Source organism: Mycobacterium sp. URHB0044 (assembly GCF_000620625.1).
Classification (GTDB): Bacteria; Actinomycetota; Actinomycetes; order Mycobacteriales; family Mycobacteriaceae; genus Mycobacterium.
Map to the genome: position 1 here is coordinate 56,338 of NZ_JIAW01000022.1, position 19,170 is coordinate 75,507.

The following is a 19,170-nucleotide window of genomic DNA, read 5'->3' on the forward strand; positions in this document are numbered from 1 at the left end:
GACTATCAACCCCGCGGAGTCCCGTGCGGACGCCCACGAAAAAAGCTCTGAACCCCCAACGAGGGTTCAGAGCCATTCGGATGTCTTGCAACATTTCGTGGAGCCGATGACGGGAATCGAACCCGCGTATTCAGCTTGGGAAGCTGATGTTCTGCCATTGAACTACATCGGCATCGGTGATCACGGAGATTAGCATCCCGACCCGATACGCTCGTCGCGTGCTGCTCTCCGATCGTGACATTCGGGCCGAGATCGAAACCGGGCGATTGGGGATCGATCCGTTCGACGACGGCATGGTCCAGCCGTCCAGCGTCGACGTCAGGCTGGACACCCTGTTCCGGGTCTTCAACAACACCCGCTACACCCACATCGACCCGTCGCTTCAGCAGGACGAACTGACCAGCCTCGTCGAGCCCGCCGAGGGCGAGCCGTTCGTGCTGCATCCCGGCGAGTTCGTGCTCGGGTCGACGCTGGAACTCTGCAGCCTGCCCGACGACCTGGCCGGCCGGCTCGAGGGCAAGTCCTCGCTGGGCCGGCTGGGCCTGTTGACGCACTCCACGGCCGGTTTCATCGACCCGGGCTTCAGCGGCCACATCACGCTGGAGCTGTCGAACGTCGCCAACCTGCCCATCACGCTGTGGCCGGGGATGAAGATCGGCCAGCTGTGCCTGCTGCGGCTCACCAGCCCGGCCCAGTTCCCGTACGGCAGCTCGCAGGCGGGCTCGAAGTATCAGGGCCAGCGCGGCCCGACGCCGTCGCGGTCCTACCTGAACTTCGTCAAGACCCGCTAAGCCGCACCTTATGCTCGTCGGGATCCGAAGGGAGCCCGACGTGGAATCGATCGATCCTGCGGCCACCGCCTGGTTGCTGGCCAGTACGGCGCTTGTCCTGCTGATGACGCCCGGTCTGGCGATCTTCTACGGCGGGATGGTCCGCACCACCGGTGTGCTCAACATGATCATGATGAGCTTCATCTCGATCCCGCTGGTGACGGTGGCCTGGCTGCTCGTCGGCTACACCCTGGCGTTCTCCGAGGACGGCGGCGGCGGCCTGATCGGCAACCTGTCGCACTTCGGCATGCTCGGCATCAACCCCGACACCGCCCACGGCGCGGTCCCCGAATTGCTGTTCGCCACCTTCCAGCTGACCTTCGCGATCATCACCGCGGCCCTGGTCAGCGGCGCCATCGCCGACCGGGCGAAGTTCGCGGCCTGGATGGTCTTCGTCCCGCTGTGGGCGATCGCCGTGTATTCCGTGGTGGCGCACTGGGTTTGGGCGCCGGGCGGCTGGCTGTTCGAGATGGGCGTGCTGGACTACGCCGGCGGCCTGGTCGTCGAAATCGTGTCCGGCGCCTCCGCGCTGGCGCTGGCGCTCGTGCTCGGACCCCGCATCGGCTTCAACAAGGAGGCCATGCGCCCGCACAACCTGCCGTTCGTGCTGCTCGGCGTCGGGCTGCTGTGGTTCGGCTGGTTCGGGTTCAACGCCGGCTCGGCGCTCGCCGCCAACGGCACGGCCGCGGCGATCTTCCTCAACACGCTCGTCGCCGGATGTCTCGGCATGCTGGGCTGGCTCACCGTCGAGCAGATCCGCGACGGCAGGCCGACGACCTTCGGCGCCGCGTCGGGCGTGGTCGCCGGGCTCGTCGCCATCACCCCGTCGTGCGGGACCGTGAACACCCTCGGCGCCGTGGTGGTCGGCCTCCTGGCGGGCATCGTCTGCTCCTTCGCGATCGGGCTGAAGTTCCGGTTCGGCTTCGACGACTCGCTCGACGTGGTCGGCGTGCACTTCGTCGGCGGCGTCGTCGGCGTGCTGTTGATCGGTCTACTGGCCACCGAGGTCATGACGGCCGGACCGCAGGGCCTCTTCTATGGCGGCGGTTTGGCGCAGCTCGGCAAGCAGGCACTCGGGGCCGTGGTGGTCGCGGCGTATGCGTTCACGGTGTCGTACGTCTTGGCCAAGCTGATCGACCGCGTCATGGGCTTCCGGGTCAGTGCCGAGGACGAGACCACCGGCGTCGACTTCACCCAGCATGCAGAGACCGCCTACGCCGAGGGCGTCCACGGTCATCTGCCCTCGCGCCGCCCGGCGTCGTTCGGCGACCCTGGAGCGCTCCGGCCCCGCACGGAGCCCGCCGAAGAAGCCTGACTAGCACGTCTCGTGAATCGCTGAAGACGTTCGTCCTCGACCCGAGTAACCTTCGAAATGCGGGTCTTCGGCGGATGCATCAGCTAACCCCACCGGACGTAACGACTGCCCTGGTAGTGGCGATGAAACATCTAGTCGTCGGCTCGCGTTGGATCAGTCGGGGATCGGGACCTGAATAGCGCAGCAAACACTTTGGAGGATCACGTGAACATCGTACTGGGTGTATCAATGACACCTAAGACGGTGAGAATGGTGCTGGTCGAAGGGGAGAAGGGCGACGGCGCCATCGTCGACCACGACACCTTCGACGTGTCGTCGAGCGACGGCACAGCAACCTCGACGGCGGCAGTCGATCAGGTCGTCGCCGCGATCCTCGGCACCCAGGAGAGCGCCGCCGAAGGTGGGCACGTCCTCAATGCGATCGGCGTCACATGGAGTGACCACGTCGAGGCCGCAGCCCTGCGCGACAGCATGGCCGCCCACGGCATCAAAGACGTCATGCTGGTGTCCGAACTGCACGCCGCCGGAGCCCTGGCTCAGGCCGCGGGACGCGCGGTCGGATACGACAGCACCGCCCTGCTGTTCATCGACCGCGACACCGCGACTCTTTCGGTGGTTCGCAGCGACGACGGCTCGATCGTGAAGGTGCTCAGCCGCAGTCTGCACAGCACCGACGCCATGGCCGTGCTCGCCGACATGGTGGCCGCCGTCGAAGCCCAGGACTCCGCGCCGCAGGGCATGTTCGTGGTCGGTTCGGGCGTCGACATCGCGTCGGTCAAGTCGCATCTCGCCGATCTGGTCGCAATACCGGTCAACGCTCCCGACGAGTCGGGCCTCGCGCTGGCGCGCGGCGCCGCACTGGCTGCCGCCACGGCTCCCGCGTTCGACGCGACCACCGCGGGCCTGGCGTATGCGCTGGATCCCGACGGGGCGACGGCCGGCAACGAGTCCGTCGGGCTCGCCAACGCCGAAACGCAGATGAGGCCGTCCGGTCCCGCCGCGGTGGCGTGGGCCGAGGACCCCGACCCCATCACCGACCTCGACTTCGACGGGGCGGTGCTGCCCGCTGAGGAGGGGCGCAAGCCGTTCCTGCTCGTCGGAAGCGCGCTGACGTCGATCTTCGTGATTGGCGTTGTCGCCCTTGTCATCTCGCTGGCTGTGAACATCCGGCCGACGGCCGACCAGCGACCCGATGCAGGCCGCGCGGCGATCGCGCCCAGCGCGGTGGCGCCGCCGCCCGCCCCGGCGATCGAGCAGGCGCAGCCTGCCGTCGCGCCGCCACCTCCGCCCGCGGAGACCATCAAGGCGCCCATCCCCGTGGTGCAGGAGGCCCCGGCCGCCCCGCCGCGCACGGTGTACGTGGAACCGCCTGCCGCCGCACCGGCACCGATCCCGGAGGCCCCGGCACCCGCTCCGGCTGCGCCACCTCCGCCGCCGCCCGCGGCGCCGGTGATCCCCGCGCCGGTGATCTTGCCGCCGCCGGTCGTCTTCCCGCCGATCTGGCAGCCGCCGCAGCAGCAGCGGCCGCAGTGGCGCCCGCCGTGGCAGCAGTGGCCGCGCCAGCATGACGACGACGACTGGCCTCAGGCGCCGCAGTACCCCCAATACCCGCAGCAGCCGCAATACCCGCAATACCCCCAGCAGCCGCAATACCCGCAGTACCCACAGCCGCAACAGCCGCAGCCCCAACAGCCGCAGCTGCCCTGGCCGCCGTCGCAGTCGGGCGGGTCGGGGTCTGACGGGTCCGGCGGTAACGGCGGTTCGAATGGCTCACGCGGCGGGTCGGGTGGCTCGCACGATTCGCCGGGCAACGGCGGCCAGGGCAACTGCTTCCTGATCTTCTGCAGCGGACCCACCGGCGGCCACTAGCGGCCACCTGCCGTTTGCCTGGCGCTAAGTGTCCCGTAGCGGTTAGAACATCGGGGCGGCCTATCAAGGCAGTATGCGATGCACAGTGTTCGGCACGGGGTACCTCGGCGCGACGCACGCCGCCGGGATGGCCGAACTCGGCCACGAGGTGGTCGGCGTCGACATCGATCCGGGCAAGGTCGCCAAGCTGGCGTCGGGTGACATTCCGTTCTACGAACCCGGCCTGCGAAAGGTGCTGCGCGACAACCTGAACGCCGGCCGGCTGCGGTTCACCACCGACTACGACGACGCCGCTGAGTTCGCCGACGTGCACTTCCTCGGTGTCGGGACCCCCCAGAAGAAGGGCGAATACGGCGCCGACCTGCGCCACGTGCACGCCGTGATCGACACGTTGGTGCCACGGCTGCGCCGGCCCGCGGTGATCGTCGGCAAGTCGACCGTGCCCGTGGGCACCGCCGCCGACCTCGCCGACCGGGCCCGCGCCATCACCCCCGAGGGCGTCGACGTCGAGGTCGCCTGGAACCCGGAATTCCTCCGCGAGGGGTTCGCCGTCCACGACACGCTGCACCCGGACCGCATCGTGCTTGGCGTGCAACCGGACTCGCAACGCGCCGAGGCCGCCATCCGCGAGCTGTATGCGCCGTTGCTCGCCGAGGACGTGCCCTTCCTGGTGACCGACCTGCAGACCGCCGAGCTGGTCAAGGTCTCGGCCAATGCCTTTCTGGCCACCAAGATCTCGTTCATCAACGCGATCTCCGAGGTGTGCGAGGCGGTGGACGCCGACGTCATGCTGTTGGCCGACGCGCTCGGCCACGACCCCCGCATCGGGCGGCGATTTCTCAACGCCGGACTGGGATTCGGCGGTGGCTGCCTACCGAAGGACATCCGCGCGTTCATGGCCCGCGCCGGTGAACTGGGCGCCAACCACGCGCTGACGTTCCTCCGCGAGGTGGACAGCATCAACATGCGCAGGCGGACCCGGATGGTCGAGTTGGCCACGAAGGCCTGCGGTGGATCGCTGCTCGGCGCGAACGTCGCGGTTCTTGGTGCGGCCTTCAAACCCGAATCCGATGACGTCCGCGACTCGCCGGCGCTCAACGTGGCGGGCCTGCTGCAACTCAACGGCGCGACCGTCAACGTGTTCGACCCCAAGGCGATGGAGAACTCGCGGCGGGTGTTTCCCACGCTGACGTACGCGACGTCGGTGCTGGATGCGTGTGAGCGGGCCGATGCCGTGCTGGTGCTCACCGAGTGGCCGGAGTTCGTCGCCCTCGATCCCGCCCAGCTCGCCGAAACCGTGCGCGCCAAAGTCGTTGTCGACGGACGTAACTGCCTGGACGTCGACACGTGGCAGCAGGCTGGGTGGCGGGTGTACGCGCTGGGCCGCCGGACCCCGGAGCTCGCCGCGTCGTAATTTGGTTTGCCCCAGCCGAGCGGGCGCTCTTTACCAAATCTTGACCGCCTGTTGAATCGCCCCGCTGACGATGTCAGTGTGACTAGCCTTCAAACGGTGGAGCTGGGGGTTTTGGGTCCTCTACAGGTCCGGCAGTATGGCCTGCCGGTCGTGATTCCCGGCGCCAAACCGCGTGCCGTCCTCACGATGCTGGGGCTGCACGCGGGTTCGACCGTGTCGGCCGACGCGCTTCTGGAACTGCTCTGGGGCGACGGTCCGCCGCGCACCGCGGCCAAGGCACTGCAGACCCACATCTCGTCTCTGCGTCGCACGCTTGGCGACGGCTTCGTGGTGACGCAGGGGACGGGCTGGACCCTGACGACGACCGAGGTCGATGCCTCGCGCTACAGGGCGGCGGCGAAGATGGGCCGCGACGCCATCGTTTCGGGGGACACCAGCCGAGCGATTACCCGTTTCGACGAGGCGCTGGCCCTCTGGCGCGGCATTCCCGAACTTCCCGACGGCGCGCGTGGCCTGTCCGAAAAGACGCGCTGGAGTGAAGCCCATGCCGCTCTGGTGGAGGACCGGGCCGACGCGCTGCTTGCGACGGGGCGCGCCGCGGAGATCATCGGTGAGCTCGAAGCCGCCGTCGGCGACGCGCCGATGCGCGAGAGGCGTTGGGGACAGTTAATGCTCGCGCTCTATCGCGCCGGCAGGCAAGGCGAAGCGCTTGGTGCGTATCAGCGTGTACGGACGATGCTTGCGGACGAGCTCGGTGTCGACCCCGGGCCCGACCTGCGCAGGCTCGAGGCCGCGATCGTCACCCAGGATGCTGCGCTGGAAGTGCCTGTGGCGCAGCAATTTCAGTCAGTGACGCGTGCGGTGACCTTCCTGCTCACCGATATCGAGGGTTCGACCGCTGCATGGGAGACAGACGCCGACGCGATGGCAGTGGCGCTGGCCCGACACGACGAGATCATCGAACAGGTCGTCACCTCCCGCGGCGGGCGGCTCATCAAGACTCGCGGCGAGGGTGACGCGACGTTCTCGGTCTTCGACCGGCCGTCGGCGGCAGCAGCCGCGGCCATCGAGCTGCAGGAAGCGATCCTTCACGAGCCGTGGGCGCTGGCCGATCCCATGCGCATCCGCGTGGCGCTCCACACCGGCGAGGTCGAGCTTCGTGACGGCGACTACTTCGGTCGGGCGGTCAACCGCGCCGCCCGCCTGCGATCGTTGGCGGCTGGTGGCCAGATCCTCTGTTCGGGTGCGACGGCGGAGCTCGTCATCGACTCGCTGTCCGATGACGTGATCCTCGCCGATCTCGGGATGCGGCAGTTGAAGAACCTCGCGCGCCCAGAGCACGTCTTCGAACTCCACCTGGAAACCGACGACGACTCGCAGACGCTCACCACTGAAACACCGATGGAACGGCCCGGCCTGCCTACGGTGTTGTCCGGTTCCGGGCCCTTCGTCGGGCGTGGCCCCGAGCTCGAGCGACTTCTCTCGGGTTGGCAGACCGCGCTCGACGGTGGCGCGCACGCTGTGCTGATCGCGGGGGAACCCGGCGTCGGAAAGACGCGTCTGGCCGGCGAATGGTCTCGACACGCCTACCAGCAGGGCGCCGTTGTCCTATACGGCCGGTGTGACGAGGACCTCGGGGCGCCGTACCAGCCGTTCGCGGAAGCGCTGCGTTCGCTCATTCCCAGCCTCGGCGCGAAGCGGCTGCGTGGGCTGCGCGGTGTCGAAGCACTGCTGTCATTGGTTCCCGGGCTCACCGACGTCCTGCCCGATCTCGCCGCGCCGACGCGTGCGGATCCCGACACCGAACGCTATGCGCTCTTCGATGCCGTCGTGGCCGTCCTCGGTGTCGCTTCTGCCGGCGCACCGGTCGTGCTGGTTCTCGACGACTTGCACTGGGCGGCCAAACCCACGTTGCTTCTCTTGCGCCATCTCCTGCGTTTCGGCGAGCACGCCCGCGTGCAAATCGTGGGCACGTACCGCAGCACCGACCTGGATCGCTCCCACCCGCTGGCGGCGATGCTCGCCGATCTCAACCGCGACGGCTCCGCCACGCGCCTGCAGTTGAGCGGTCTGGACCAGGTCGACGTGAGTGCCTATCTCGCCGAGGCCGGATATGACGACGAGGAGTTGGCTCGGGCATTGGCGTCGGTCACGGGTGGGAATCCGTTCTTCCTCATCGAGGCGCTGCGTCACGTGGAGGAAAGCGGCGGACGTTGGGATCCGAACACCCTGCCACAAGGCGTTCGGGAAGCGGTGAGCCGCAGGCTTTCCCGGCTTCCGATGGAGACGAACAAGGCCCTTGCCGCCGCCGCGGTGGTTGGCAGCCATTTCGCGCTGGCACTGGTCGAAGGCGTGGTTGGCGAAGACCTCATCGACGCGTTCGACGAAGCGTCCACGGCGGGCATCGTGATCGAAGAGCCTGGCGGTCGTTACCGGTTCAACCACGCCATCGTCCGGCAGTCGCTGCTCGCCGAGCTGGCATCCGTCCGCCGGATGCGGCTACATCAGAAGATCGCGGCAACGCTCGAGGCGGAACCGGGCGCGGATGACGAGTTACTAGCCGAACTGGCCTACCACTACTTCGAATGTGCATGGGCGGGAAACGCGGCCAAGGCCGTTGAGTACTGCAGGCGTGCCGCGGACCAGGCGATGGCCCGCCTGGCCTATGAAGGCGCGGCCGATCTCTACGACAAGGCCGTGCACGCATTGGAGGAGGTTGACGAGGAGCTGCCCGACCGCAACGACCAGCAAGCCGAGCTACTCATCGCTCGATGTGAGGCGCTGCTGGCCGCGGGGGACGTGGTCTCGGCAGCGGGCGCGGTCTCCCAACTGCAAGCGGCAACACGCGATTCCGCCCGTCTTGCGGCATGGGGGACATGTTTCGACGGCCAGCTCTCGATGCTCACCGATCCCGAACGCTTGGACGACATCGAGGCCGCGCTTGCCGCGGCCGCCGAGAAACTGGCCGGACAAGACGACGCCGCAGGGGAGGCGAAGGCCCACACCGTCCGAGCCGGGTGCCTTGCTCGCCTAGGGCGAATCGGCGACGCCGAAACGGCATTGGACCACGCGCTCACGGCGGCGCGACGTGCGCAGGACCACCGCCGGGTCAACGCCGTGTTGGCGGGCGCGCCACTCGCGGCGCTCTGGGGTCCCAACCCGGTGCCCCGTGCCGGCGGACGGTGTCTGGATGTGGTGCGGCTGCTGCGCATTACGACGGGTTCACCAGTCGTGGAGGCGACTTCGACGAGGTGTCAGGGCGTACTGGACGCGTTTCGCGGACGCGCTGGCGCGGGCCGTCAGCTGATCGACTCAGCCAGACGTTCGCTCACCGAACTCGGTATGCGCCACGGGATTCTCGAGGTGGACCAGTTCGCAGGCATCGTCGAGTTGGTCGCCGACGATCCTGAATCCGCCGAGCCACTGTTGCGCCGGGCCTACAACGGCTTTCGTCGCATGGGGCTCGATGCGGACACGGCCGAAACCGCCGCCCTTCTGGCTCGAGCCTGTCTCGCGCTCGACAGGGATGCCGAGGCCGACGAATTATGCTCGGAGAGCGAGCGTCTCGCTGGCCACGCGCTGAAGGCGTCGATCGCCTGGCGCACTGTTCGGGCGCAGCTGCTGGCGCGCGCCGGTGTGCACGACGAGGCTCGGCGGGTGGCCGAGGATGCTGTGGCATTGGCCGGGCGCACCGACCTCTTGGTTGATCACGGCGATGCCTGCCTGGCGTTGGCGACAGTATTGAGTGCCGCTGGCGACGCAGCAGGGGCGCGGGCCTCCGCCGAGCGGGCCGTGGGCCTCTACGAAACGAAAGGCGCTGCGGCACTCCTCGAGAAGGCTCGCAACATCGTCGGCATGGCGACGGAGCCTGGTGCTGCGACGCCACCCGAAGCGCCGCAAGTCGAGATGGACAATGAGTGCTGGCGAGTAGCCAAACGGGCGATGGCCGCAATCAATCGCGAGGCCTTGGAAGAAGCAGAACGGCTGTGGGCACCCGACGTGCACTTCGAAAGTCGTCGAAAAATTGTCGGCTTGACCCCGGCCGACCTCCCGCCCAGCGAATGGTATGCCCGGCGCGTTCTCCAGGTCGGTGGGGTTCGTGTCAGCCAAGTCGTCATCGCCATACGAGGCGAGCGGCTGGCTCTCACTCGAACAGCGATAAGCACTACAGACGTCAGCCCGGGAGCGCCGAGCGATGAATTCCTGCGGGTATTCGGGATCGATCGGGAGGGCCGGATGGCGCTTGAGGTGTGGTTCGACCTCGACGACATTTACGCCGCGGTTGCCGAGCTCGACGCCGCGTATGCCCGCCTCGAGGAGCGACGACCGCGACCGGTGCTCGAAAACGCCGCGAGCCGAGCCGATGCTCACTTCAATGCGCTGTTTGCGGCCAAACGCGTCGATGAGATCGGCGAGATGCTCGTCGAAGACGTCCGGATAGAGGACCGACGCAAGGGACTCCGTCGAGAGAGCACCGACCGCGCCACTGAGCTGGCGGAGGTGCGGGCGCTCGTCGATCTCGGTATCGAGACCATGGCGTTGAGCGTGATTGCGGCCCGCGGAGACCTCCTCGCAGTCGTTCATACCCGGGCCGAGGCCCGTGGTTCGCAGCCATTCAACGCCGAAATTCTCCGCCTCGTCGAGGTCGACTCCGAGGGACGCGTGGTGGCGTGCATCGTGTTCGACCCTAATGAGATCGACGCCGCGATCACGGAGATCGATGCCCGATACCTCGCCGGAGAAGCGGCGCCGTACCGGGATACGTGGTCGGTCATCGCCGAGGCCTGCGCCTCCGTCAGGCGCGGTGAGCTGCCACCGATCGCGCTGGACTGCGTCACAATCGACCACCGCCGCACAGCGGTGACAATTGCGTCCGGTGACCTAATCGGATACCTCCGGGCCACATGGGAACTCGACCAGGACGTCCTACCGTACGTAGAGCTCGTACATCTGCTGACCAACCGCGGAACGGTCGTCACCTACGCGGCGCAAGGGACGTCGCCAGACGGTTTCCAAGCCGAGTGGCGCGAAATCAGCGTGTCGATTGTCGAGGGCGACGAGATCATCCGCTGCGAGCTGTTCGGCGAGTCAGACCTCGACGTCGCACTCGCGCGATTCGGCGAACTCAGTCAGGGGGCGTGCCAGCTACAGAACGCGGCAACCCAAGTGACAGAGCGTTACTGGGCCTGCTTCGGAATACGCAGCTGGACCTCCATGGCTGACATGCTGGCCGCTGACATAGCCAGCGATGACCGCCGCCGAGTGGTCAACGGCGGAGTTCAAATAGGTCGAGATGCCGAACTCGCGGACAAACGGGCACTCGCAGAGGTGGTCACCGACACCGACGACGTCACGCGTACCCCGATCGCGACTCGCGGAGAACGTCTCGCTCTCATTCGAATTCGTTCTTCGATGTACGACACCGAAGCTCTCAATGTCATCGAGATCGACGCTGACAACCGGATAGCCGCCAGCGTGGTGTTCGACCCCGACGACATAGGCGCCGCCTTGGAAGAGCTCGACACTCGGTACCTAGCCGGCGAAGCCGCACCGCATGAGCACATCTGGTCGGTTATCGTCCAGGGGTATGCCGCAGCCAATCGCGGCGAACTCGCGGCGACGGCGCCGAACGTGGTGAATATCGACCACCGCCGACTGGCGATGATCGAGTCAGGCGAGTTAATCCCTTACCTCCGCGATACGTTCGATGAGCTCGCGCACATCAGCACGTACCTTGAGGCCGTGCATCGGTTGACCGACTTCGGAGCGGTCGTGACCCATGTGGGTGCCGCAACCTCAAAGGAGGGGTTCAACGCCGAGTGGCGAATGGTCAACGTCGTCGTCGTCGATGACGACCTGATCAGTCGCAGCGAGGTATTCGACGAGACAGACCTCGACGCCGCCCTCGCCCGATTTGGCGAGCTTGCTTCTACAGCAGGGCCTTTGGATAACGCAGCAAACCAAGTGCTCCAACGTTACTTTGCGCACTTCGCCGCGCGCGAATGGGACGCCATGGCCGACACTCTGGCGGACGAGTTCGTGCACGATGATCGTCGACGTGTGGTAAACGCCGGTGTTCGGTATGGTCGGGCTGCCGAAATCGCGAACATGCAGGCCTTCGCTGAGATTGGCATCGTGGAGATAACGTTGACCGTCCTAGCGATCCGCGGAGGACAACTCGTCCTCGTTCGTGACTTTTTGTCTGTCCGCGACTGGTTTGAATCTGACTCCGCCCATGACGGGATCAGCGTTATCGAGATCAACGCCGACAACCGGATTTCGGCCCATGTCTTACTCGACCGTGACGACGTCGATGCCGCCTTCGACGTGCTCGATGAGCGCTACTTGGGGAGCGAAGCGGCACCGTGGCGGAACACATGGTCGGTCATCGCGTCTTCCTTCGCCGCCTTCAAAAGGCACGAAGTCCCCACGGTGGACTGGCCCACCATCGACCGCCGGCGAGCCACACCGTTCGAACCCAGCGACATGACCCCGTCCATCCGCACTATTTGGGAGCTCACGCCAGATCTCAGCATTCACATTGAGACGGTGCATCGGCTCAGCAATTCCGGTGCGGTGATTACCCATAACGGCCATGGGTCCTCGCAAGAGGGCTCCGACGCCGAGTGGCGGGCGATCGACCTCTTGATGGTCGATGACAACCGGATCGTCCGCTGCGAAATCTTCGATGAAGTGGACCTCGACGCCGCGCTCGCGCGTTTCGACGAACTCAGCCGACCCGTGCAGCAGCTGGACAACACGGCGAACCGCGTGCTCCAGCGTTACCTGTCACACTTCCCGACCCGTGACTGGGATGTCATGGGCGAAGCACTCGCCGAGGATGTCATGTCCGACGATCGTCGCCACGTGGTGAACCGCGGCGTCCAACACGGTCGGGACTCCGAAATCGCGAACGTCAAAGGCATCGCGGAAATCGGGTGTACGGAAATCACGACGACCCCCATTGCGATCCGCGGGGAGCGCCTTGTCCTCTCTAGTCACTCTTTCGTCGCGCCCGATTGGCCGGGGCTGGATACCGAAGTAATCGATGTGGTCGAAATCAATATCGAGAACCAAATCGTAGCGGCGATCATGTTCGATCCCGACGACATCGACGCCGCGTTCAAGGAGCTCGACGGCAGATACCTCGCCGGTGAAGCGGCCGCCTATGCGAGTACGTGGTCCGTCGTCGCGGCGGGTTACGCGGCGTTCAACCGGCGCGAGTTCCTTACGATTACGCCGGGCTGGGTGAACATCGATCATCGTCGCGGCGCAGCTTTCGCCGACGGCGACATGATTGCGTACATCCAAGCCGCATGGGAAGACTCGCCTGACACCAAGATCTACGTCGCGGCGGTGCATCGGCTCACCGACCTCGGAGCGGTCGTCACCCATGTGGCGCATGGGGCATCACGAGAGGGCTTCGACGCCGAGTGGCGGGACATCCACGTGATGACGGTGGACGGCGATACCCTCAGTCGCTCCGAGCTTTTCGACGAGGCAGACCTCGACGCTGCTCTAGCTCGGTTCGACGAGTTGAGTAGGACAGCGCCAACGCTCGAAAACGCAGCAAGCCGTGTGTACGAACACTTTTGGAGGCTCTACTCGGCCCGCGACTGGGACGCCATGACAGAGGCGTACGCCAAGAATATTCGCACGGATGATCGCCGTCGAGTCGTGAATGCCGGGGTTCAACAAGACCGAGATGTCGAAATCGCGAACATGCGTAGCCTCGCCGAGATAGAAGCGAACATCACGTCGACGATGATCGCGATCCGCGGGGAACACCTATTGCTGACCCGTGTGAATTCTACGAACCGCGACGTACGGCATGGTGAGTACGACGCCGAGATGCTGGTCGTCTTCGAAGTGGACCTCGACGACCGGATCACGGCGAGCGTCCTTTTCGACGTCGACGACATCGACGCCGCCTTCGCGGAACTCGACGCCCGATACCTCGCCGGCGAAGCGGCACCGTACTCGCGCACGTGGTCGGTTGTCTCGCGGTCGTACGCTGCAGGGAACAGGCAACAACTCGGAGAGATGACGTCGAACTTCATAAGCGTCGACCATCGACGCGCCAGAGCCTTCATACCCGGTGAGTTGAGCGCATACATGGACGCCACGTGGGAGCTCGCGCCGGACGCCACTATCTACATCGAAGCCGTGCACCGGCTCAGCACCTTCGGAGTGGTCGTCACTCATGTGGCACGGGGGAACTCACAACAGGGATTCGAAGCAGAGTGGCGAGAGATCAACCTCTCGACGGTCGAAGGCGACATGATCAACCGCGTCGAGCTCTTTGACGAGGCAGACCTCGACGCCGCGCTTGCGAGGTTCGACGAGTTGACCAGGACGGCACCACGGCTCGAAAACACGGCAAGCCAAGTCGTGGAGCGGTTCGTGGCGTGCTTCGCGACCCGCGATTGGGCCGCCATGTCCGAGAGCCTGGCCGAAGACATGTGCAATGACGATCGCCGCCGATTGGTGGGCTCGGGAATGCTGCACGGTCGGGATATCGACATCGCGCACATGCGGGCCGCCGCCGAAGTGGGGGCCACGACCATAACGTCGACCGTCATCGCGACCCGCGGTGAACGCCTTGAACTGAGCCGCAGTCGCATCTCGGGCGAAGACGAGGGGGCCGAGGCGTTCCACACGGAGTTGCTCGGAATCGCCGAGATCGATGCCGACGAAAGGATCGTGGCGCGTGTCGGTTTCGACCCCGACGACCTCGACGCCGCCTTCGATGAACTCGACGCCCGGTACCTCGCCGGCGAAGCGGCAACGTACGCGCATACATGGTCGATGGTCACCGCCTGCTACGCCTCGCTCAACCGGCGCGAGCTGCCTCCGACGACGCCGGACTTGATAGACGTCGACCACCGACGGATAGCCGCGATGGCGCCAGGTGATCTCATTGATTTCGTCCGCGCATCCTGGGATCAGATGCCAGACATCAGCTTCCGCGTCGAATCCGTCCATCGGTTGAACGACCGCGGAGCTGTCGTCACGCATGCGTTGCACGGCACTTCGCGAGACGGATTCGAGGCGGAGTGGCGCGAAATTCACCTCATGACGATCGACGGCGACCGGTTCAACCGCAGCGAGTTCTTCGACGAGGCCGACCTCGCCGCGGCGCTCGCGAGGTTCGACGAGCTCAATCGGCCGGCACCGTAAGGCGCGCGTCGTAACGTCGCAGCCATGACGGTCTATGCCCTGAACCTGTTCGACGTCGCCGACCGCGACGAGTACCTCGCCTACTCCAAGCGGTCGGTGACCGAGGTCGCCAGGCACGGCGGTCGCGTCGTCGCGCTCGGCAAGTTCCGTGAAGCCATCCTCGGTGACGTCGCGCCCCGTCAGGTGCTGATCCTCGTCGAGTGGGACTCCAAGGACGCGTTCGACGGCTACTGCAACGACCCCGGTCTGGCCGACCTGCACGCCCACCGCGAGAACGGCTCGTCGGCCTACATATGGCAGTTGTTCGACCGGTTGGACGATCTACGCCCCGTGCTTAAGCTCGAGTCATGAGACCCCCACTGCGGGACAAGCTCAACCGACGCCTGCACTGGCTGGCGTTGCACGGCGTGGTGCGCGGCCTGTCCTCCATCGGAGCCAAGCGCGGCGACATGCAAGGCCGCCTGATCGCCGATCCCGCGGTGCGGGCCGATCCCGGGGGCTTCGCCGACGAACTCCGGGCCCTCGGCCCGATGGTGCGCGGCCGCGCCGCCTGGCTCACCGCCGACCACGCACTGGCCCACCAGTTGTTGCGGTCCGACGACTTCGCCGTGACGTCGCTCGGCAGCACCCTGCCCGCACCGCTGCGCTGGCTCGAAGCGAAGACCGCCGTCAAGGATCGGTTGCATCCCCTGAAGCCGCCGTCCATGCTGTCCGTCGAACCGCCGGAGCACACCCGCTACCGCAAGACGGTGTCATCGGTGTTCACGACGCGCGCCGTCGCCGCGCTGCGCGCACGCGTCGAGGAGGCGGCCGCCACGCTGATCGACGACCTCGGCACCGGCGGCACCGTCGACGTCGTCGACCGCTACTGCTCGAAGCTGCCGGTCACCGTGATCGGCGACATCATCGGCGTCCCGGACTCGGACCGGCCCCGCATCCTCGAATTCGGCGAACTCGCCGCGCCCAGCCTCGACATCGGCTTGTCCTGGGAGCAGTACGTGCGGGTGGACGACGGCATCGACGGCTTCACCACGTGGCTGACCAACCACCTGCGGCATCTGCGCAGCAACCCAGGTGACGACCTGATGAGCCAGCTGATCGCCGCCAGCGACGACGGCGCCCGGCTCGACGACGACGAACTGCGGGCGGTCGCCGGTCTGGTCCTCGCGGCGGGTTTCGAGACCACCGTGAACCTGCTCGGCAACGGCATCCGGATCCTGCTCGAGCATCCCGACCAACTCGCCCTGCTGGCCGGCCAACCCGACCTGTGGCCCGGCGCCGTCGAGGAGATCCTGCGGCTCGAGTCCCCGGTGCAGATGAGCGCGCGCGTCGCCGTCGTCGACACCGAGGTGGCGGGCCGCACCGTTAAGCGCGGCGAACTCGTCATCCTCTACCTCGCAGGAGCCAACCGCGATCCCGAAGTGTTCCCCGACCCGCACCGCTTCGACGTCACCCGCGACAACGCCGGAAGGCACCTGTCGTTCTCCGGTGGACGGCACTTCTGCCTCGGCGCCGCACTAGCCCGCGCGGAGGGCGAGGTCGGTCTCCGCACGTTCTTCGAGCGCTACCCGAACGCGGCACTGGCCGGCGAAGGAAGTCGGCGCGAAACCCGCGTGCTGCGCGGCTGGTCTGCCCTGCCGATCGCGCTTGGCGAGGCGCGCAGCGCGGTACGTTCGTAGGGTGGACTTCCGAGCCGCCCTGACAGAGGAGACCAAGGCCTTCGGCGATCTGATTCGCCAAGCCGACCCGACGACCCCGGTACCCAGTTGTCCGGGCTGGACGCTCAACCAGCTGTTCAAACACGTTGGCCGAGGCCATCGCTGGAGCGCCCAGATCATCGCCGAACGCCGGCACGAGCCGCTGGACCCGCGATCCGTGATCGACGGCAAGCCGCCGGAAGATCCCGACGCCGCGGTCACCTGGCTCAACGACGGTGCCCAACTGATCCTGCATGCGGTCGACCAGGTCGGCTCGGAGAGCCGGGTCTGGACGTTCCTCGGACCGCGCCCGGCAGGGTGGTGGATCCGGCGACGCCTGCACGAGGCGACCGTGCACCGCGCCGACGCGGCGATGGCCCTCGGCGCCGACTACGACTTGCCGCTCGAACTGGCCTCCGATGCCATCAGCGAGTGGATCGACAGGGTGACTCGGACCGACAACCCGTCGACACCGCTGGCACGCGGCACGACGCTGCATCTGCACGCCACCGACGAGGGGCTCGGACCGACCGGCGAGTGGACCATCACCAACGACGAGGACGGCCTGGACTGGTCGCACGGCCACCAAAAGGGTGACGTGGCCGTGCGGGGACGGGCCGTGGACCTGATGTTGGCCATCACCCGGCGCCGCACCGCCGCCGAGGCGGGGCTCGAGGTATTCGGCGACGCCGCCGTCTGGGACGGGTGGCTGAGCCACACCCCGTTCTAAGCTCTCTTGATGCGGGGAATCATTCTGGCGGGCGGATCGGGCACCCGGCTGTACCCGATCACGATGGGTGTCAGCAAGCAGCTGCTGCCGGTGTACGACAAACCGATGATCTACTACCCGCTGTCCACGTTGATGATGGCGGGCATCCGCGACATCCAGGTGATCACGACCCCCGACGACGCCCCTGGCTTCCATCGATTGCTCGGCGACGGGTCGGATTTCGGCGTCGCCATCAGCTATGCGGTGCAGCAACGACCCGACGGGCTCGCCCAGGCCTTCGTCATCGGCGCCGATCACATCGGCTCCGGCACCGTGGCCCTGGTGCTGGGCGACAACGTGTTCTACGGCCCCGGCCTCGGTACCAGCCTGAAGCGCTTCCAAAACGTCAGTGGTGGAGCGATATTCGCGTATTGGGTGGCCAATCCGTCGGCCTACGGCGTCGTGGAGTTCGGCGACGACGGGACCGCGCTGTCACTGGAGGAGAAGCCGGCCACGCCGAAGTCGCACTACGCGGTTCCCGGCCTGTACTTCTACGACAACGACGTGATCGAGATCGCGAAGTCGTTGCGGCCGTCGGCGCGCGGTGAGTACGAGGTCACCGAGATCAACCAGACCTACCTGAACCAGGGCAGGCTGTCGGTCGAAGTGCTGGCGCGGGGGACGGCGTGGCTGGACACCGGAACGTTCGACTCGTTGCTCGATGCCAGCGACTACGTCCGCACCATCGAACGGCGCCAGGGACTCAAGATCAGTGTGCCGGAGGAGGTCGCCTGGCGCGTCGGCTTCATCGACGACGATCAGCTGGCTGCGAGGGCCCGCACCCTGCTCAAGTCGGGTTACGGCGCCTATCTGCTGGAGTTGCTGGAGCGGTAGTGGGGCTGGTGTGACCACCGTGGCCGAGGTGCGGCGTGGCCAGCACGGCGGCGATGCCGGTGGTCAGCGGCACCGACAACGCCAACGCGATGCCGCCCACCGCCGAGCGCGCGATCTCGATGGCGACGCTCTCACTGGTCAACACGTCCCCGAGTGACCGGTTGGCCACGCTGAACAACAACAGCAGCGGCAAGGCGCTGCCCGCGTAGGCGAGCACCAGCGTATAAACCGTGCTGGCGATGTGGTCGCGACCCACCCGCATGGCGCCGAGGAAGATCGCCGTGCGCGACGCCCCGTGTTCGGCCAGTTCGAATGCCGTCGACGCCTGGGTGACCGTGACGTCGTTGAGCACGCCCAGCGAGCCGATGATGAAGCCCGCGAGCAGCAGGCCGGTGATCGACACGTTGCCCATGTACGCGGCGACCTCGTTGTTCTGATCCTCCGACAGTCCGGTGAGGTGTGCCAATTCGATTGCGCCCCAGGATAATACGGCGGCCAGAAGTAGCGACGCCAGGGTGCCCAGTAGCGCCGCGCTCGTGCGCAGGCTGACCCCGTGCGCCAGATAGATCACCGCGTACAGGATGACCGCCGACGCGACGAGCGAGACGGGGATCGCCGGTGCGCCGTCGCGCAGCGCGGGCAGCAGGAACACCACGAGGACGCCGAACGCGACGACGATGCCGACCATCGCGCGCAGTCCCCGCCACCGCGCGACGGCCACGATGACCACCGCGAACACCGCGGCCAGGCCGATCAGCGGCCAGGTCCGCTCGAAGTCGAAGAACGCATAGCTGGTGGCGCCGTTCTGGTCGACCTGCCTGCTGATCCGGATGTCGTCGCCGACGGCGAGGCTGGGCTGCCCCGGTCCGCCGCTGAATTCCAGCAGCGTGTTGGCGCCCTTGTTGGGCCCGGAGTCGATCACGACCAGCGATTGCACGCACCGACCGCCGCCGGGAGGCGCCGGTGTGGGAGCCGCGGTGAGCACCGCGCCGACCGACGGGCTGCCGCAGTCGGCGAACCCGCTCGACTGGACGTGGCCCGACTCCGTGGTGACGGCTCCGCCCGTCGCGTTCTGGAACGGCAGCGGAATGTCGACCTCCTGGCGGCTGGGCCAGAGCAGGGCGGCTCCGGCGATGACCGCGACGCCGATGGCGACCAGCAGGCCGACGACGATCTTGGCGGCCAGCGGGCCCAGCGGCGCAGGGCCGGTCAGCGAGTGCGAGTGGGCGTGCGAGTGCGTCACGCGGTCAGGGTAGAGGGGT

The 19,170-nt window shown here is 66.8% G+C and carries 10 protein-coding genes and 1 tRNA gene; 9 read left to right on the forward strand and 2 right to left on the reverse strand.

The genetic code is table 11. The annotated features are described in order from the left end of the window. Positions 1–98 precede the first annotated feature (98 nt). Positions 99–172: transfer RNA gene (locus tag N536_RS0130510), tRNA-Gly, on the reverse strand. A gap of 46 nt (positions 173–218) precedes the next feature. Here N536_RS0130510 and dcd point away from each other — a divergent pair. The 9 genes from dcd to rfbA all read left to right on the forward strand — a co-directional run bounded on the left by dcd (position 219) and on the right by rfbA (position 17,908). Next, a complete protein-coding gene (gene dcd, locus N536_RS0130515; RefSeq protein ID WP_029117084.1) occupies positions 219–791 on the forward strand; it encodes a dCTP deaminase in 573 nt (190 codons plus the stop codon). A 40-nt stretch (positions 792–831) separates the two neighbouring features. Beyond that, entirely contained in the window at positions 832–2,145 is a 1,314-nt protein-coding gene (locus N536_RS39875; protein WP_036438204.1) for an ammonium transporter, read from the forward strand. Positions 2,146–2,349: 204 nt separating this feature from the next. Next, positions 2,350–4,014 (forward strand): hypothetical protein, encoded by a 1,665-nt coding sequence (locus tag N536_RS0130525; RefSeq protein ID WP_029117085.1) that lies wholly within the window; start codon positions 2,350–2,352, stop codon positions 4,012–4,014. A gap of 73 nt (positions 4,015–4,087) precedes the next feature. After that, a complete protein-coding gene (locus N536_RS0130530) occupies positions 4,088–5,428 on the forward strand; it encodes a UDP-glucose/GDP-mannose dehydrogenase family protein (RefSeq protein ID WP_029117086.1) in 1,341 nt (446 codons plus the stop codon). 96 nt (positions 5,429–5,524) lie between these two features. Beyond that, positions 5,525–14,608 carry a BTAD domain-containing putative transcriptional regulator gene (locus tag N536_RS0130535; RefSeq protein WP_029117087.1) on the forward strand — a complete coding sequence of 3,028 codons (9,084 nt, stop codon included), beginning with the start codon at positions 5,525–5,527 and terminating at the stop codon, positions 14,606–14,608. A gap of 24 nt (positions 14,609–14,632) precedes the next feature. Continuing rightward, complete coding sequence (locus N536_RS0130540; protein WP_029117088.1) at positions 14,633–14,959, forward strand: DUF1330 domain-containing protein; 327 nt, start codon at positions 14,633–14,635, stop codon at positions 14,957–14,959. Further along, on the forward strand, positions 14,956–16,287 hold the full coding sequence (locus N536_RS0130545; protein ID WP_029117089.1) for a cytochrome P450: 1,332 nt from the start codon (positions 14,956–14,958) through the stop codon (positions 16,285–16,287). The genes N536_RS0130540 and N536_RS0130545 overlap by 4 nt, the downstream gene beginning before the upstream one ends. A 1-nt stretch (position 16,288) precedes the next feature. Further along, the gene (locus N536_RS0130550) at positions 16,289–17,035 is read left to right on the forward strand and encodes a maleylpyruvate isomerase family mycothiol-dependent enzyme (protein ID WP_029117090.1); all 747 of its coding nucleotides are present in this window, start codon (positions 16,289–16,291) and stop codon (positions 17,033–17,035) included. Between the two features lie 9 nt (positions 17,036–17,044). Next, complete coding sequence (gene rfbA / locus N536_RS0130555) at positions 17,045–17,908, forward strand: glucose-1-phosphate thymidylyltransferase RfbA (RefSeq protein WP_029117091.1); 864 nt, start codon at positions 17,045–17,047, stop codon at positions 17,906–17,908. Here rfbA and N536_RS39880 read toward each other — a convergent pair. Beyond that, positions 17,862–19,151, reverse strand: coding sequence for a YibE/F family protein (locus N536_RS39880; RefSeq protein WP_081809453.1), 1,290 nt, complete (start codon positions 19,149–19,151; stop codon positions 17,862–17,864). The two genes, rfbA and N536_RS39880, sit on opposite strands and share 47 nt — an antisense overlap. Between the last annotated feature and the right edge of the window lie 19 nt (positions 19,152–19,170).

Coding starts and splice junctions, on each gene's coding strand:
- N536_RS0130530 (WP_029117086.1), top strand. CDS start 4,088: ATGCGATGCACAGTGTTCGGCACGGGGTACCTCGGCGCGACGCACGCC.
- N536_RS0130540 (WP_029117088.1), top strand. CDS start 14,633: ATGACGGTCTATGCCCTGAACCTGTTCGACGTCGCCGACCGCGACGAG.
- rfbA (WP_029117091.1), top strand. CDS start 17,045: ATGCGGGGAATCATTCTGGCGGGCGGATCGGGCACCCGGCTGTACCCG.
- N536_RS0130545 (WP_029117089.1), top strand. CDS start 14,956: ATGAGACCCCCACTGCGGGACAAGCTCAACCGACGCCTGCACTGGCTG.